Genomic DNA, 16,057 nt, shown 5'->3' with positions numbered 1-16,057 from the left:
TTTTCGTCATCTCTCCGCGATGTTGCTGTCACAGTTCGCCGCTACTTTAAGCGCCAATGAGATCGATCTCATTGCTCATTCACGAGGCGAACATGTCCGATTTAATCAGTGTGGCAAAGCTGGCTGGCGTATCTCGCGCTACCGCCGCACGCGCATTTTCTGATCCCCATCTGTTGCGGCCTGACACGCTGGAAAAGGTGTTGGCGGCATCAGAGCAACTCGGATTTCGCCCCAATCACATTGCACGTCAACTGCGTACGCAAAGCTCCACCACGTTGGGTGTGCTGCTACCTTCGCTGCTTAACCCGATTTTCTCACGCCAGTTACAGGCGATGGAGCGTCAGGCGCGTGCGGCCGGATACGGTTTGCTGGTGGCGACCAGTGATTACCAGCCAGAGCGTGAAGCGGCGATTGTCGAACATATGCTGCGCCAGCGTGTGGCGGGATTGGTGTTGACCGTGGCCGATGCGGATAACAGCGCGGTCCTGACTACGCTGCATGAAGCCAGCATGCCATTTGTGTTGGCGCACAACGTCCCTCAGCAAAGTCACTGGCCCGCCATTTGCGTCGACAACCGCCAGGCGATGCGTGAAGCCACAGAACATTTGCTGTCTCTCGGGCATCGCCATATCGGTATGGTCGCCGGGCCGATGCTGCAATCGGATCGTGCGCGCCTGCGCTATCAGGGCTATGGCGACGCTATGCACAGCGCCGGGCTGTCTGCGCTGCCGGTGATTGAGATGACCAGCCATACCCATTCTGATTTCGCGCTGCTGCAACCGCAGTTGCAGGGCGCAGCACCGCTGACGGCGGTGATTTGTACCAATGATTTGCTCGCCATCAGCCTGATTGGTGCGGCGGCGCGTGCCGGTGTACGCATCCCGCAGCAACTTTCGGTGATGGGCTTCGACGGCATCGATATTGGCGAGCAGATTGCGCCGTCACTGGCGAGCGTCACTCAGCCAGCCGACATGCTCGGTGCCTGTGCCATCGATATGTTGTTACAACAAGCCAGTCGCGGCACCCGCGTGCTGGCCCATCGGTTGCGGAGCGGTGAGAGTATCGCCGCGCCAGCCACCGCTTTTTGATACCAACACCAGGGAACCACCATGAAATTCCAACGAAAAATGAAAATTTTTGCAGGAGCGATCGCGCTGACCGCCGGTTCGCTGTTCAGTATGATGACGCAGGCCGCCGAAACCGCGATCTGCTACAACTGTCCGCCCGAGTGGGCTGACTGGGGCACACAGCTCAAAGCCATTGCCAAAGATACCGGCATCACCGTGCCACAAGACAACAAAAACTCCGGCCAGGCGCTGGCGCAAATGGTGGCGGAGAAAGGCAATCCGGTGGCAGATGTGGTGTATTACGGCGTCAGTTTCGGCATCCAGGCCGACAGCGCGGGCGTCATCACCGGCTATAAGCCCGCACACTGGGATGACATCCCAGCCGGAATGAAAGATCCGAACGGTAAATGGGTCGCGCTGCACTCGGGCGCCATTGGCTTTATGGTCAACGTGGATGCGCTCGGCGGCGCGCCAGTGCCACAATCCTGGGATGACCTGCTGAAACCAGAGTACAAAGGGATGATTGGCTACCTCGATCCGGCCAGTGCCTTTGTCGGCTATGTGGCGGCGGTAGCGGTCAACCAGGCGAAAGGCGGCAACATGCAGGACTTCACGCCTGCACTGAACTGGTTTAAGAAGTTGCAGGCCAACCAGCCAATCGTACCGAAGCAAACTGCCTACGCGCGCCTGCTCTCTGGCGAAATCCCGATTCTGCTCGACTACGACTTCAATGCTTATCGCGCCAAATATAAAGATCACGCCAACGTCGCGTTTGTGATCCCGAAAGAGGGCACAGTGACCGTTCCTTATGTCATCAGCCTGGTGAAGAACGCGCCACACGAAGCCAACGGCAAGAAAGTGATCGATTATGTGCTGTCGGACAAAGGTCAGGGGATCTGGGCCAATGCCTTCCTGCGACCAGTGCGTACTTCAGCGATGTCACCCGAAGCGAAAAAATTCTTCCTGCCGGATAGCGACTACGCCCGCGCCCAAACCGTCGACTATCAGCAGATGGCCGATGCGCAGAAAGCCTTCTCTGCTAAGTACCTGAGCGAGATCCACTGATCATGTCGATTTCCGACACCCTGGCGGCTTCACGCCGCCAGGCTCGCACTTTGCCGGGCAGCCGCTGGCTGTGGCTGACGCTGCCCGCACTGCTGTTTTTCTGTGCCTTCTGGCTGCTGCCATTTGCCCGTCTGCTGCAAATCGGTATGCAGAACGATCGCACCACACAGCACAGTGGCTACTGGACGGTGATCAGTCAGCCCAATTACCTGTTCAGTCTGTTGAATACCGTGTTGTTGTCATTGGCTGTCACGCTCGTGACGCTGGTGATTGCCGCTGTTGTCGGCTGTTTTCTGGCGCGTCAACGCTTTGCGGGGCGCGGCACTTTGCTCGCCTTGTTGACCTTCCCGCTGGCCTTTCCCGGCGTCGTGGTCGGTTTTCTGGTGGTGATGCTGGCTGGCCGTCAGGGCTTGCTGGCGCAAATTAGCATGAGCCTGGTGCACGAGCGCTGGACGCTGGCTTACTCACTGACCGGCCTGTTTATTGGCTATCTCTATTTCTCGCTGCCGCGCGCCATCGTCACGCTTGTTGCGGCCAGTGAAAAACTTGACCGTTCGCTGGAAGAGGCGGCACGTTCACTCGGCGCCAGCCAGTGGCGAATTACCTGGGATGTGATTGTGCCGGGTTTGCAGCCGGCGTTGCTCTCGACCGGCGCACTCTGTTTCGCCACCAGCATGGGCGCGTTTGGTACCGCTTTTACCCTCGGCACCAATTTGGCGGTGTTACCGCTGACCATTTATGGCGAATTTACGAACTACGCTAACTTCGCTACGGCGGCGGCGCTGTCAGTGGTCATGGGCGCGGTCGCCTGGCTGGCGCTCATGCTGGCGCGCCGTCTGGCACACAAGGGGGCAGCATGAATCGTCGCGGATTGTTTAGCCTGCAGCTGCTGGTCACCACGCTCACCGCGCTGTTTATGATCGTGCCGGTGGTGCTGTCGATGCTGGCAGGTGTCACCAATAACTACTTTATCGGCCTGCGCAGCGGTTTGACCCTGAAATGGGTTGAGCAAGTGTGGGAAATGTATGCCGACACCTTTTGGCTGTCGTTGCTGATAGCGCTGTTCTGCTTGCTGGTCACTCTGGTGATTGGCGTGCCAGCCGCGTGGGGTTTATTGAAAGCGCCCGGTCGCTGGGCAGCACGTATTGAAGAGTGCCTGATGTTGCCCGTGGCGCTGCCCGGCTTAGCCACTGCGCTCGGCATCATTCTGCTTTACGGCCAGTTTTCCGGCCTGCGTGACAGTTGGGTGTTTATTCTGATTGGTCACGTGCTGTTCACGCTGCCGTTTATGATGCGACCGGTGCTGGCGGTGATGCAGGCGATCGATATGCCGCGTCTGGAAGAAGCTTCCGCCAGCCTCGGTGCCAGCCTGTGGCAGCGCTTCTTTACCGTGGTGGTGCCCAACTGCCGCAACGGCATTCTGGCCGGTGCCTTTATGGTCATCACCCTGTCGGTAGGGGAGTTCAACATCACCTGGATGCTGCATACGCCGCTGACCAAAACCCTGCCGGTCGGCCTTGCGGACAGTTACGCCTCGATGCGACTGGAAGTGGGTTCCGCTTATACGCTGATTTTCATTCTGATGATCTTGCCGCTGCTGCTGATGCTGAATGCGGTGAATCACTGGCTTAACCGCGCGGTATCGCGCCAAAACAAGGAGGCGGCATGAATCCTGCGGCCGTTACCGTGACGCTGCGCGGTTGTTCACGTCACTTCAATCACCAACTGGCACTGCATCCGCTCGATCTGACCGTGAATCCCGGGGAAACCCTGGTGTTGCTCGGGCCTTCTGGCTGCGGAAAAACCACCACCTTGCGCATCATCAGCGGGCTTGAGCGCTGCGATGCGGGCGGCGAGGTGTGGTTCGACGATCGTAACGTCACCGCGTTGCCGATTGAGAAACGCAACGTTGGCATGGTGTTCCAGAACTATGCGCTGTTTCCCAATCTTAACGTTGCCGAGAACGTGGCTTACGGCTTGAAAGTGCAGGGCGTGGCGCGTGCCGAGCGTGAAGCGCGCGTGCAGGAGATGCTGGAGCTGGTGGATCTCAGCGCCTTGTCGCAACGCAGCATTGATAAGCTTTCCGGCGGACAGAAACAGCGTGTGGCGCTGGCGCGTGCGCTGGCAGCCAGACCCAAAGTACTGCTGTTTGATGAGCCACTGGCTGCGCTGGATGCACGTCTGCGCGATCGCCTGCGCCTGGAAATCGGCACCTTATTGAAGAAACTGGCGATCACCGCCGTGTACGTCACGCACGATCAGCAAGAAGCCATGGCGCTCGGCGATCGCATCGCGGTGATGGAGCAGGGGCGTCTGGTGCAGATCGATACGCCACAGAATATCTATCAGCATCCTGCTTCGAAGTTTGTCGCGGATTTTGTCGGGGCGATTAACTGCGTCGATGTGGATAAGCGCGGCAATCCTCAGCGCTTCTGTCGTCCGGAAGATGTGCTACTCGCCGATGATAATCGCTACGCACGCCAGGGCTTTATCCTTGCCAGCACCTTTTTAGGCGCGTCGCAGCGGCTGATGATCGACATCGGCCTTGCAATGCCGATTCAGGTCGATCGCCATGCGCGTGAAGCCTGGCATGCCGGGCAACCGGTGAGCTGGACGCTGGCGCAAGACGCCGCCCTGCAATTTTCTGCATCCTGAGGAAGAAATTCGTGTCTGAAGCATTGACGCTGATCGCGCAAATTAGCGATTTACACATCAAGGCGAACGGTCGCCTGTCTTACAAAAAAGTCGACACCCAGGCGGCGCTGTTGCGGGTCATCGACACCCTGAATCGTTTGACGCCTCGCCCGGATATTGTGGTGATCACCGGCGATCTGGTGGATTTTGGCACCGCAGAAGAGTATCAAACGCTGCGGACGGCGCTGCGTCGTCTGCAACTGCCGTACATGCTGATGGCGGGCAACCACGACGATCGCCAGCAGTTACGCGCGGCGTTCCCGGATCACCACTATCTGCAACGTGGCGAAACCCTGAACTGGCAGGCGCAGGTGAAAGGAGTGCAGCTGCTGGCACTGGATTCCAGCGTGCCGCAACAGCCGTGGGGTTACGTGGATGAAGCGCAGCTGGCCTGGCTGAAAGAGCAGTTGGAGCGCGAGCCACAATTACCCACGCTGGTGATGCTGCACCATCCACCCTTGATCTCCGGCATTGGTCATATGGACAAGCAGCCGCTGCGCAATCCCGACGCGCTGGCGGCGATTATCCGCCAGCATCCGCAGGTTGAACGTGTGCTGAGCGGCCATCTGCATCGTTCGGTGCAGGCGCGCTTTGCCGGTACGATAGCCTGCGTTGCGCCAGGCGTGTCGCATCAGGTGGCCTTTGATTTGTCTGAAAATGGTCCGGCGAATTTCGTGCTGGAGCCGCCGGGTTTCCTGCTACATCGCTGGCATCCTCAGCAAGGTATGACGACGCACCATTGCGCTATCGGCGATTATCCAGGCCCGTGGCCGTTCTATGATGCGAATGGTCTGATCGATTAGCGCCAACGTTTGCTGAATAATTACGCGTGTCTGACAGGATGGTTCGTGCTCAATTTGGTTTGCAGGTGTACAATTGGCGGTTCCCTCACCAGGGGTAGCTAGTCCAACTATAACTATATTGTCAGGCACGCGAATAATGAATTTTCACACCAGGGCGGTTGCGTCATGCTGATGCGCATCCGGCCAAAAACTGACCTGCGTACGCTGATTGCGTTGCTGGCAATCACCAGCATCGTCATTACGCTCGCCAATACCTTGTACGCCACCTGGCGCGTGCAGCGTATGGTGCTCATCGAAAGCACCCTTGAGGCCAACCGCGCCTATGCCACTAAACTCGCCGCGACGACAGAAGTCTTTTTCCAGCTGGCGCAGTCGCAGTTGCATTACAGCGCGACCCAATTAGGCAAGGATTTTGATAATCCGGAGCTGGCGCAGCAGGAAGTGAACCGTCTGCGTGAGCAAACCAATAGCTTTAATTCCGTTGCCGTGGTCGACACCAATGGGATAGTCAAAGCGATTTCGCCTGAGTCACTGATGCTTAAAGGTATGCAGCTCACCAGTCAGGCTTCACGGGAGGCGCTGGCACAGCGTCAACCGATGGTGAGTAAGCCGACAATTTCAGCGGCCAACAATCTGATTGTGTTTGTCTCCTGGCCGATCTGGAGCAACGAAGGGCGTTACCTCGGCTATGTGGGCGGCACCATCTATCTGAAGAAGAAAAGTATTCTTAATGCCTTACTCGGTGAGCAATTCTACCGGGATGGCACGCGCGTCTATGTACTGGATCGCAACAATCAGGTGCTTTATCACCAGAACAGTCAGCTGATAGGCAAAACTGCACCGGAAATCGTCAGCGAGCGTCAACGCAATGAGAGCACCAATGGCGAGGTGCAGGTCAAAGAAGAGGATACGGCGAAACTGGCGGGTTACGCCATCGTGCCAACCACCGGCTGGATGGTGGTGGCACTTAAGCCAACGGACGTCACCCTGCAACCGCTCTCTGGTTTGCTGCTGAAAGTGTTGAAAAACTCTGTGCCGTTTGCGCTCCTGACCTTACTAATGGCGGTGATCTTCGCCCGTCTGATTGCCTTACCGCTGTGGCAGCTGGCGCGTAAAGCCAGTCAGATGGATACCCAGGGCGTATCGGGTGAAATTGGCGGCATTCGTGCCTGGTACTTCGAAGCGGCTCAGGTGAAGCGCGCCTTGCTCACCGGGATCGGACTGGTACAGGACAAAATCGGTCGGCTGAAATCGGAAGTACAAACCGATCCGATGACCAGTTTGCTTAACCGCCGGGGCCTGAGTGCGGTGCTGGATTACTTCGAAACCATGCGTCAGCCCTTTGCGGTGCTGGCGCTGGATATCGACCATTTCAAGCGGGTGAATGACAACTTCGGCCATGATGTCGGTGACGAAGTGATCAAACAGGTGGCGCGAACCCTGCGTAACAGTGCGCGCCAGACCGACGTGGTGTGCCGTAACGGCGGCGAGGAGTTTCTGATGCTGCTGCCAGCCACCTCGACGGAAGAAGCGCGGGTGATTGCCGAGCGCGTGCGCACCAGCATTGCCGAGAGCTGGATTGACCATGTTGGGCATATCACGCTCTCAGTGGGCATCGCACATTGGGAAGCCGATAACGAGCCGCAAGATGTGAGCCTGAAACAGGCGGATGCTGCACTCTATCAGGCGAAAAATGCCGGACGTAACTGTGTGATGATTGCCGGCCAGGACGCGCTGGTGAGCAGTATTACCCGCTAGTGCCGCAAGGGGCGACCTAAATGGCGGCCCTATCACCAGCGTGCAGGATTTATCCGGTGTGCGCAGACGCACAAGATTCTGCAATTTATCCGGTATGCATTAACGCACATTATCGAGTGATTTATCAGGCTCGATTGGACGCTAGCTGCGCAGGCATTGCCGCCTGCACCTCAGCGCAGATCCTCATCGGGTTTCTTAAGATGCAGGTTTATGCACATCAGGTTTTCGCCGTAAATTTCTGTACAATCATCATCCCGTTTTTGGCGTCAAGGAAGTGAAATGCTGGCACTGCTTTTCCAATGGTACAAACGTCGCTTTAGCGATCCGCAGGCGATTGGCCTGCTGGTGATCCTGCTGATGGCGTTCTGTATCCTGTTTTTCTTCAGTGGTTTATTGGCACCGTTGCTGGTCGCGCTGGTGCTGGCTTATCTGCTGGAGTGGCCAACCGTTCGATTACAGCGCCTGGGATGCAGCCGCACCTGTGCCACCAGCATGGTACTGATTGTTTTTGCCGGTATTTTGCTGGTGATGGTGTTGATTGTCGCGCCAGTAGCCTGGCAGCAAGGCATCAACTTGCTGCGTGATCTACCGAATATGCTGAACAAGCTCTATGTGTATGCCGCCGGATTGCCAAAGCGTTTTCCGGCGCTGGTGGATGCGGGCATCATCGACATCATCGTTGAGAATCTGCGTAGTCGCCTGACCGGGCTGGGGGAATCATTAGTGAAGTACTCACTGGCCTCGCTGGTGGGGCTGATGACGCTGATGATCTATCTGGTGCTGGTGCCGCTGATGGTGTTTTTCCTGCTGAAAGATAAAGAGCAGATGCTCAATGCCGTGCGCCGTGTATTACCGCGCAATCGCGGTCTGGCGGGCGTGGTCTGGCAGGAGATGAATCAGCAAATCACCAACTACATTCGCGGCAAAGTGCTGGAAATGGTCGCGGTAGGTTTTGTCACCTGGATTGCCTTCCTGGTCTTAGGGCTCAACTACGCGCTGCTGCTCGCGGTGCTGGTAGGGATTTCCGTGTTGATCCCCTACATCGGCGCCATGGTGGTCACGATTCCGGTGATTGGCGTCGGTCTGTTCCAGTGGGGCTTAGGCACTGATTTCTGGACGATGTTTATCGTTTATCTGGTGGTACAGGCGCTGGATGGTAATGTGCTGGTGCCGATTCTGTTCTCAGAGGCCGTCAACTTGCATCCGCTGGTGATCATTCTTTCGGTGGTGATTTTTGGCGGGATGTGGGGCTTTTGGGGCGTGTTCTTTGCTATCCCGCTGGCGACGTTAATCAAGGCGGTGGTGCGCGCCTGGCCGGAAACGGCGCTGGAGCATCAGCAGGGGTAAAGAGAACGGGTGCACATTGTGCACCCGTTTTGTTTTATGCTGACTTCAGATAATCCAGCACGATGTCGTGGTGGTTCGACGTTTTGAAGTCGTTGAAGACTTTCTCAACTTTGCCGTTGCCGTCGATCAGGAAACTGATGCGGTGGATACCGTCATAGGTTTTACCCATAAAGGTTTTCTCACCCCAGACACCGAATTCCTGGCAGACCTGGTGATCTTCATCAGATAAAAGGGTGAAGTTCAGCACCTCTTTTTCGGCGAAGCGTGACAGTTTTTCAGGCTTATCGGTGCTGATGCCCAGCACTTCCACGCCCACGGTTTTCAACGCATCCATGTTGTCGCGCAGACCACAGGCCTGAACGGTGCAACCCGGCGTCATGGCCTTCGGGTAGAAATAGACCAGAACGCGCTGTCCCTGGAAGTCGGCCAAATTTACTTGTTCGCCGTCCTGATCGGGCAAGCTAAATTTCGGTGCGGTATCACCGGCTTTCAGTGGATTCATCACAACTCTCCATTTTTTTCTTCATGCTGTGGGTAATACACCCTCGCGGCAAAAAGCCCCAGCGGGTGCCACCCTCTGGGTTATTTCACTACACGGTATGCCGTATGGCAGAGTGTGTGGAGAAATAACCCGGCGTTAGTTTACAGGGTGTTGTTGGCATCGTCGGTGACACTATAAAGACGAATTGAGCCTTGTGCATGCAGTTCTTCACACAGATTGTTGAAGGCCTGTTCAAACGGTGCGCTGGCCTGATTATCCGGGCTGTGTGCCGTCATCTGAATATACAGTGTTGGTGGGACACCTTCCTGTGCCGGGGTAATACGCGACACCAATTCGGCAATGTTCATCTGGTGTTTGTCGAACAGATCGGTAAAGCGCTCAATGAGATGAGGAGAATCCGGCACTTCCACCTGCACCCATACCGTGGCGGGCATCGGCGGGGTGACGCGCGCATTGGTGCGCTTCATCACAATCAACAGTTCCAGCTCAGCCCCTTTCATCGGCAGCGTAGATTCAATCAGGGTTATCGCGTTCCAGCTCCCCGAAAGCAGCATGATGAAGGTGAACTCATCACCTAACATCGCCAGACGACTGTCTTCAATATTGCAGCCGCAGCTACTGACGTGGCGAGTGATGGTATTGACGATACCCGGACGATCAACGCCCAATGCGGTGATCACCAGATGGTGCGGCTGTGACTGCGACAAAATGGTATTTCCTGTACGTTCGCTAATAACCATAAGGTAAACATAAAAAAAACTGCTGACAAGGGTAGGAATGGCTTGGCTCGCTTGCTTTTCTTTCGAGGTAAAACGTAACATGAGGCACTTGTTTGTCGAGGGGATAGCCCATGTTCACCGGAAGTATTGTTGCGCTCATTACGCCAATGAATGAAAAAGGTAATGTCTGCCGCGAGAGTTTGAAAAAACTGATTGATTATCATGTTGCCAGCGGCACCGCGGCGATTGTTTCTGTTGGCACCACCGGCGAATCCGCTACCCTCAGCCATGAAGAACATGGCGATGTGGTGATGCAGACCCTGGAGCTGGCGGATGGCCGTATCCCGGTGATTGCCGGAACCGGCGCCAATGCCACTGCTGAAGGTATCTCTCTCACGAAGCGCTTTACCGGCACCGGTGTGGTGGGTTGTCTGACCGTGACGCCTTACTACAACCGTCCAACCCAGGAAGGTCTGTTCCAGCACTTCAAAGCGATTGCCGAAAGCACCGATCTGCCGCAGATGCTGTATAACGTCCCATCACGTACTGGCTGCGACATGCTGCCAGAAACCGTGGCTCGCCTGGCCGAAATTAAAAATATTATCGGAATCAAAGAGGCCACCGGGAACTTATCGCGTATTTCTCAGATCCAAGAGCTGGTTAATGATGAGTTCATTATTGTCAGCGGCGATGACGCGACAGCACTGGACTCCATGCAACTGGGCGGCAAAGGCGTAATCTCGGTTACAGCCAACATTGCAGCGCGTGAAATGGTAGAACTCTGTGCGCTGGCGCAACAGGGTAATTTTGCCGAAGCGCGTCGCCTGAATCAGCGTCTGATGCACCTGCACCAGACGCTTTTCTGTGAACCCAATCCAATCCCGGTTAAATGGGCAGCGAAACAGCTAGGATTAATCGCGGATGACACGCTGCGCTTGCCGATGACGCCACTGACCGAAGCCGGTCAGGCGAAAACGGCTCAGGCGCTGATTAAAGCGGGTCTGCGATAAATTAGGGAGAATCAATGAGTTATTCAGTTAAGCGCTCGACGCTGGCAACCGTGGTGGGCGTGTCCACCCTGATGCTGCTAACAGCTTGTTCCAGCGATCAGCGTTATAAGCGCCAGGTCAGCGGTGATGAATCTTACCTGCAGGCGCCTGAACTGCATGATTTAAAAGCCCCGGCGGGGATGATTCTGCCTCTGCAGAATGGCGATTACGATGTGCCGCACACTGTTGCGAAGGGTGCAGTAGGTAAAGAACTGGATATTCGTCCTCCGGCTCAACCTCTGGCGCTGCTGAACGGCACGCGTGCACAGTTCACCGGTAATACCGGAGTGCTGGCGGTTGAGAGCAGCCGTGGCTCTATCTGGTCACAGGTGGTGAATGTGATCCAGTCCTACAAGTTCCCGATTGCACAGCGTGATGATGCTGGGCAGCAGCTGACCACCGATTGGGTGCAGTGGAACCGTGCGGATGAAGATAACCAGTATCGCGGTCGCTACCAGATCAGCGTACAAAACCAGAGCTATCAGCAGGTGCTGACGGTTCGTCTGCTGGAATTGCAGCAGAAAGGTGAGACGGTGACTGCACCTGCGCAGATCCAACGCTATACCGGCCAGATGTTGAACGACATCAGTACCGGTCTGGATAAGATTGATACCGCCAGCGCCGATGCCGCTGCAGGCCGTGCGACTGGACAGATTGACGTCCAGAGCGGTGCAGATGATACCGGTCTGCCACTGCTGGTGCTGCGTTCACCGTTTAACGTCACCTGGCAGCGTCTGCCAGCGGCGCTGAAGCGTGTGGGCATGGAAGTGACCGATGACAACCGCTCGCAGGGTAGTCTGAAAGTGACCTACAAGCAGCCGGGTAGCAGCGCGTTTGACGCGATTGGTGCGAAAGATCCTGAACTGCCAAACGGCGATTACAAATTGCAGGTGGGTGATTTGGATAACCGCAGCAGTCTGCAGTTCATTGATCCTAAGGGCCATGTGCTCACTCAGGCGCAGAACGATGCGCTGGTGGCGGTGTTCCAGGGTGCACTGAACAAATAAATTGCCAAAGGGCCGGAGATTCTCCGGCCTTTTTGTTTTGGATTTGGCATAATAGCGCCCGGCGAAGTAAACGATTGCGTCAGGCAGTCATCGCGCGGTGAAACACCGCTGAACACGGGTTCTTTCATGTTTGGAGTTAATGAGATGCAAAAGCGAGCTGAGTTGTATCGCGGTAAAGCGAAAACCGTATACAGCACCGATAATCCGGATCTGCTGGTACTTGAATTCCGCAACGATACGTCAGCAGGAGACGGTGCACGAATCGAGCAATTTGATCGCAAAGGAATGGTGAACAACAAGTTCAACCATTTCATTATGACCAAACTGCAGGAAGCGGGCATTCCGACCCAGATGGAAGCGCTGCTGTCGGATAACGAAGCGCTGGTCAAAAAGCTGGAGATGGTGCCGGTGGAGTGCGTAGTGCGCAACCGTGCGGCAGGATCGCTGGTAAAACGTCTGGGCGTGGAAGAGGGCATGCTGCTCAATCCACCGCTGTTTGATCTCTTCCTGAAAGATGACGCCAAACACGACCCGATGGTCAACGAATCCTATTGCGAGACCTTTGGCTGGGTCAGCAAAGCCAATCTGGCGCGCATGCAGGAACTGACATTCAAAGCCAACGACGTACTGAGCAAACTGTTTGATGACGCCGGTCTGATCCTGGTCGACTTCAAACTGGAGTTCGGTCTGTTCAACGGTGAAGTGACGTTGGGCGATGAGTTCTCGCCAGACGGCGCGCGTCTGTGGGACAAAGAAACCATGGACAAAATGGACAAAGACCGTTTCCGTCAGAGCCTCGGCGGCCTGATCGAAGCTTATGAAGAAGTGGCGCACCGCCTGGGTGTGAAACTGGATTAAGTCTTCAGCGATATCTTTTTGGTGCGCATTCCAGCGCACTGTAAACAGGGTGTCATGATAAATGAAAGGTCGTCATCGTTGGCGGCCTTTTCTGTTTCTGCCCTGCCTGCACGTTATCTAATACGCCTCCTTTCTCTCAATCTCGCGACGCTAGCGCCGCAACGCTGGTGATTAGCGATGCCGCCAACTAAAATCATGCAAAACCTTTTAACAGGAGCGAGCCATGCGCTGGCAAGGTCGTCGTGAAAGCGACAATGTAGAAGATCGTCGCAATGATTCACCCGGATTGGGCGGCGGCGGTCGGCAAATCCGCATTCCGCGCGGCAAGGGCGGTATCATTCTGCTGATTGTGGTGGCCGTGGCGGGTTATTACGGTTACGACCTCACCGCATTGCTGGAGGGGGGAACTCCGGTGACACAACAGCAGCAGCGCCCGGTGAACTCTGCGCAGGATAATGAGGATGCCAAATTCACTAAGGTGATTCTCGCCACCACCGAAGAGACCTGGGGCACGCTGTTCCAGAAAATGGGAAAACAGTATGTGCCACCTAAGCTGGTGATGTACCGCAACTACACCTCAACCAGCTGCGGCACTGGCCAGTCGGCGATGGGGCCGTTTTACTGTCCGGCGGACCAAACTGTCTACATCGATCTGTCGTTTTACGATGATATGAAAACCAAGCTGGGTGCGGGCGGTGACTTTGCGCAGGGCTATGTGATTGCCCATGAAGTCGGCCACCATATCCAGAAGCTGCTGGGCATCGAGCCTAAAGTGCATCAGATGCAGCAGGGTGCCACTCAGGCACAGGCCAATCAGCTGTCGGTGAAAATGGAGTTGCAGGCAGACTGCTTTGCCGGCGTGTGGGGCCATTATGTGCAGCAGCAAAATATGCTGGAAGTGGGCGATCTCAAGAAAGCGCTGGATACCGCAGAAGCGATTGGTGATGACCGACTACAGCAGAAAAGCCAGGGCCGCGTGGTGCCGGATAGCTTCACGCACGGTACTTCACAACAGCGCTATACCTGGTTCAAACGCGGTTTTGACAGCGGAAATCCGGGCGACTGCAACACCTTTGCCGCCAACTGATGTCGTTAGTTGATATCACCGCCGCGATGCAGCGAGCGGGCATTCGTCGCTTGTGTGTGATCGCCGGTGAAGCTGACTGGGCGCTGCAGCAGGCCGTTGAGTGGCGTGCGGCGCTGCCCGGCGACTGGCTCACGCTGAGCGACAGCGATGATTTCCCCCAACGCGTGGCGCCAGCTTCCCTGCGCACGCTGCTGGGGCGTGAATTCCAGCATGCGATTTTCGATGCGCGCAGCGGTTTCCATGCGGAGGCGTTAGCGGCGTTGGCGGGCACGTTGCGTGCGGGAAGCTGGTTATTGTTACTGACGCCGCCGTGGCAAGACTGGGCCACGCAACCGGACTGCGACAGCCTGCGCTGGGCCGATGTCGCCGAACCCATCGCCACGCCTCATTTTATCCACCATCTGCAGCGGTTGATCGAGCAGGATCCGCAGGTCATGTTGCAGCACCAGCACCAGCACCAGCACCAGCACCAGCACCAGCACCAGCACCAGCACCAGCACCAGCACCAGTATCAACTTGTTCGCTCGCCTGCATTGCCGGATCAACAGAAGCCTGTGCACGCATCTGCGTTGCTGGACTTACCCGATTGGCAATGCCAGGCACCGCAGCAGCAGGCGCGGATCCTGCAACAGTTGCTGGCGATGCCCTCTGGCGTGGCGGTGATCACCGCCGCGCGCGGACGGGGCAAATCGGCGCTGGCCGGGATGCTGGCGCAACAGAATCAGCACTGCCTGGTGACGGCACCGGCCAAAGTTTCCACTGACGTGCTGGCGGCGTTTGCCGGTGAACATTTTCATTTTATGGCGCCGGATGCCATTCTCGCTTCAACCGCTGAGCGGTCAGCGCAATGGTTGATTGTTGATGAAGCAGCTGCGATTCCAGCGCCGTTGTTACAACAACTGATTCAGCGTTTTCCTCGCGTGTTGATGATCACCACCGTGCAGGGTTACGAAGGCACCGGGCGTGGTTTTATGCTGCGTTTCTGCGCCACCTTGCCGCAGGTGCAACATTTCCAGCTCGATGAACCCTTGCGTTGGTCAGTGCACGATCCGCTGGAGCAGTGGCTAAGCCAGGCGCTGCTGTTTGAGGATGCCGCAGAAAGCGAATTTAACGGTGAGATCTCGGTTTTTCCGGCTAAACCAGAACAAGGGGCACTGGAAGCGGGCTACCGTCTGCTGGCGAGCGCCCACTATCGCACTTCTCCAATTGACCTGCGGCGCATGCTGGATGCCCCCGGCATGCGCTTCTGGCTGGCAGGAACGCCAGAAAATATTGTCGGCGCACTGTGGCTGGTGGAAGAGGGTGGGTTAGACAAGCCGCTGGCTGATGCCGTCTGGGCGGGGTTGCGCCGTCCGCGCGGCAATCTGGTCGCACAGTCACTGGCAGCCCATGCGGGATTCGCAGAAGCCGCTACCTTGCGATCGCAGCGTATCAGCCGCATTGCCGTGTTAGCCGCACAACGCCAGCGCGGTATGGGCAGCGCGTTGGTGGCCATGGCACATCAGCAGGCGGAAGGATGCGATTTCCTTTCGGTGAGTTTTGGCTATACCGCATCGCTGTGGCAGTTCTGGCAGCGCTGTGGATTTACTCTGGTACGCATTGGCTCACAGCGTGAAGCCAGCAGTGGCTGCTATGCGGCGATGGCGATACGTGCCTTAACGCCCGCCGGAGAACAGTTGCAGCAGCAAGCGGCACAGCGATTTGCGCGTGACGCGGTGTGGTTGCGTGACATTATTGATCTTCCCTTCACGACAACTGAACACCCTCAGGCGCTGAGCAAGGATGACTGGCCGCTGTTGGCAGGATTTGCCTGGGCGCAGCGGCCGTATGAGGCGAGTTATGCCGCGTTGCAACGCCTGGTGCGCGCATCACCACAACCGATACTCGAAGCCATCCTTGTGCAAAAACAACCGCTGAGTGCCGCAACACAGCAAGCGGGTCTCAGTGGCCGTAAAGCCCTGATACAACGCTTACGCCTGGAGACGGCGGAGGCGTTGATTCAGTGCGATACCCGCCAGGCGGAACAGTGGCGACAGCAGTTGGCATCGTTGCAATAAATCCATTATCTCGTTCAAATTTTCCCAATATCACTCTCGCCTGA

Annotated in this window: 15 protein-coding genes; 13 read left to right on the top strand and 2 right to left on the bottom strand. The window is 56.5% G+C overall.

Annotated elements, in window-relative coordinates; genetic code table 11:
* Positions 1 to 92 precede the first annotated feature (92 nt).
* The 8 genes from VI01_RS09195 to VI01_RS09155 all read left to right on the top strand — a co-directional run bounded on the left by VI01_RS09195 (position 93) and on the right by VI01_RS09155 (position 8,734).
* Entirely contained in the window at positions 93 to 1,088 is a 996-nt protein-coding gene (locus tag VI01_RS09195; RefSeq protein ID WP_038645473.1) for a substrate-binding domain-containing protein, read from the top strand.
* Between the two features lie 39 nt (positions 1,089 to 1,127).
* Positions 1,128 to 2,132: an ABC transporter substrate-binding protein gene (locus VI01_RS09190; RefSeq protein WP_231638488.1), complete on the top strand. Its 1,005-nt coding sequence runs from the start codon at positions 1,128 to 1,130 to the stop codon at positions 2,130 to 2,132.
* A 2-nt stretch (positions 2,133 to 2,134) separates the two neighbouring features.
* A complete protein-coding gene (locus tag VI01_RS09185; protein ID WP_045814895.1) occupies positions 2,135 to 2,992 on the top strand; it encodes an ABC transporter permease in 858 nt (285 codons plus the stop codon).
* Positions 2,989 to 3,801: an ABC transporter permease gene (locus tag VI01_RS09180; protein WP_034825754.1), complete on the top strand. Its 813-nt coding sequence runs from the start codon at positions 2,989 to 2,991 to the stop codon at positions 3,799 to 3,801. Before VI01_RS09185 ends, VI01_RS09180 begins: the two co-directional genes overlap by 4 nt.
* Positions 3,798 to 4,787: an ABC transporter ATP-binding protein gene (locus tag VI01_RS09175; protein WP_045814894.1), complete on the top strand. Its 990-nt coding sequence runs from the start codon at positions 3,798 to 3,800 to the stop codon at positions 4,785 to 4,787. The genes VI01_RS09180 and VI01_RS09175 overlap by 4 nt, the downstream gene beginning before the upstream one ends.
* A gap of 11 nt (positions 4,788 to 4,798) precedes the next feature.
* Positions 4,799 to 5,629, top strand: coding sequence for a phosphodiesterase (locus VI01_RS09170; protein WP_045814893.1), 831 nt, complete (start codon positions 4,799 to 4,801; stop codon positions 5,627 to 5,629).
* Between the two features lie 165 nt (positions 5,630 to 5,794).
* The gene (locus VI01_RS09165) at positions 5,795 to 7,387 is read left to right on the top strand and encodes a diguanylate cyclase (RefSeq protein WP_045814892.1); all 1,593 of its coding nucleotides are present in this window, start codon (positions 5,795 to 5,797) and stop codon (positions 7,385 to 7,387) included.
* Positions 7,388 to 7,666: 279 nt separating this feature from the next.
* Complete coding sequence (locus VI01_RS09155) at positions 7,667 to 8,734, top strand: AI-2E family transporter (RefSeq protein WP_038645487.1); 1,068 nt, start codon at positions 7,667 to 7,669, stop codon at positions 8,732 to 8,734.
* A gap of 34 nt (positions 8,735 to 8,768) precedes the next feature.
* On the opposite strand, the gene bcp is transcribed toward VI01_RS09155, so the two are convergent.
* Both bcp and VI01_RS09145 read right to left on the bottom strand, forming a co-directional pair.
* Positions 8,769 to 9,236, bottom strand: coding sequence for a thioredoxin-dependent thiol peroxidase (gene bcp, locus VI01_RS09150; RefSeq protein WP_045814890.1), 468 nt, complete (start codon positions 9,234 to 9,236; stop codon positions 8,769 to 8,771).
* A gap of 140 nt (positions 9,237 to 9,376) precedes the next feature.
* Positions 9,377 to 9,976, bottom strand: coding sequence for a glycine cleavage system transcriptional repressor (locus VI01_RS09145; protein ID WP_369800279.1), 600 nt, complete (start codon positions 9,974 to 9,976; stop codon positions 9,377 to 9,379).
* Positions 9,977 to 10,086: 110 nt separating this feature from the next.
* Here VI01_RS09145 and dapA point away from each other — a divergent pair, with 110 nt between their 5' ends.
* The 5 genes from dapA (at position 10,087) to VI01_RS09120 (ending at position 16,013) form a co-directional block, all read left to right on the top strand.
* Positions 10,087 to 10,965 (top strand): 4-hydroxy-tetrahydrodipicolinate synthase, encoded by an 879-nt coding sequence (dapA, locus tag VI01_RS09140; protein ID WP_034825765.1) that lies wholly within the window; start codon positions 10,087 to 10,089, stop codon positions 10,963 to 10,965.
* Positions 10,966 to 10,979: 14 nt separating this feature from the next.
* Entirely contained in the window at positions 10,980 to 12,011 is a 1,032-nt protein-coding gene (gene bamC / locus VI01_RS09135; protein ID WP_045814889.1) for an outer membrane protein assembly factor BamC, read from the top strand.
* A gap of 144 nt (positions 12,012 to 12,155) precedes the next feature.
* Positions 12,156 to 12,869: a phosphoribosylaminoimidazolesuccinocarboxamide synthase gene (gene purC, locus VI01_RS09130; RefSeq protein ID WP_034825771.1), complete on the top strand. Its 714-nt coding sequence runs from the start codon at positions 12,156 to 12,158 to the stop codon at positions 12,867 to 12,869.
* A gap of 223 nt (positions 12,870 to 13,092) precedes the next feature.
* The gene (locus tag VI01_RS09125; RefSeq protein WP_045814888.1) at positions 13,093 to 13,956 is read left to right on the top strand and encodes a neutral zinc metallopeptidase; all 864 of its coding nucleotides are present in this window, start codon (positions 13,093 to 13,095) and stop codon (positions 13,954 to 13,956) included.
* A complete protein-coding gene (locus VI01_RS09120; RefSeq protein WP_045814887.1) occupies positions 13,956 to 16,013 on the top strand; it encodes a tRNA(Met) cytidine acetyltransferase TmcA in 2,058 nt (685 codons plus the stop codon). Before VI01_RS09125 ends, VI01_RS09120 begins: the two co-directional genes overlap by 1 nt.
* Positions 16,014 to 16,057: the final 44 nt, after the last annotated feature.

Origin of the sequence: Pantoea sp. SM3 (assembly GCF_000963995.1) — a bacterium.
GTDB classification, from domain to species: domain Bacteria; phylum Pseudomonadota; class Gammaproteobacteria; order Enterobacterales; family Enterobacteriaceae; genus Pantoea; species Pantoea rwandensis_B.
The sequence above is the reverse complement of the archived record's forward strand: the minus strand, read 5'-3'. Positions and strand labels throughout refer to the sequence as shown.

Coding starts and splice junctions, on each gene's coding strand:
- VI01_RS09155 (WP_038645487.1), top strand. CDS start 7,667: ATGCTGGCACTGCTTTTCCAATGGTACAAACGTCGCTTTAGCGATCCG.
- VI01_RS09165 (WP_045814892.1), top strand. CDS start 5,795: ATGCTGATGCGCATCCGGCCAAAAACTGACCTGCGTACGCTGATTGCG.
- VI01_RS09145 (WP_369800279.1), bottom strand. CDS start 9,976: ATGGTTATTAGCGAACGTACAGGAAATACCATTTTGTCGCAGTCACAG.
- VI01_RS09180 (WP_034825754.1), top strand. CDS start 2,989: ATGAATCGTCGCGGATTGTTTAGCCTGCAGCTGCTGGTCACCACGCTC.
- VI01_RS09175 (WP_045814894.1), top strand. CDS start 3,798: ATGAATCCTGCGGCCGTTACCGTGACGCTGCGCGGTTGTTCACGTCAC.
- VI01_RS09120 (WP_045814887.1), top strand. CDS start 13,956: ATGTCGTTAGTTGATATCACCGCCGCGATGCAGCGAGCGGGCATTCGT.
- purC (WP_034825771.1), top strand. CDS start 12,156: ATGCAAAAGCGAGCTGAGTTGTATCGCGGTAAAGCGAAAACCGTATAC.
- VI01_RS09185 (WP_045814895.1), top strand. CDS start 2,135: ATGTCGATTTCCGACACCCTGGCGGCTTCACGCCGCCAGGCTCGCACT.
- VI01_RS09190 (WP_231638488.1), top strand. CDS start 1,128: ATGAAAATTTTTGCAGGAGCGATCGCGCTGACCGCCGGTTCGCTGTTC.
- dapA (WP_034825765.1), top strand. CDS start 10,087: ATGTTCACCGGAAGTATTGTTGCGCTCATTACGCCAATGAATGAAAAA.
- VI01_RS09125 (WP_045814888.1), top strand. CDS start 13,093: ATGCGCTGGCAAGGTCGTCGTGAAAGCGACAATGTAGAAGATCGTCGC.
- bamC (WP_045814889.1), top strand. CDS start 10,980: ATGAGTTATTCAGTTAAGCGCTCGACGCTGGCAACCGTGGTGGGCGTG.
- VI01_RS09195 (WP_038645473.1), top strand. CDS start 93: ATGTCCGATTTAATCAGTGTGGCAAAGCTGGCTGGCGTATCTCGCGCT.
- bcp (WP_045814890.1), bottom strand. CDS start 9,236: ATGAATCCACTGAAAGCCGGTGATACCGCACCGAAATTTAGCTTGCCC.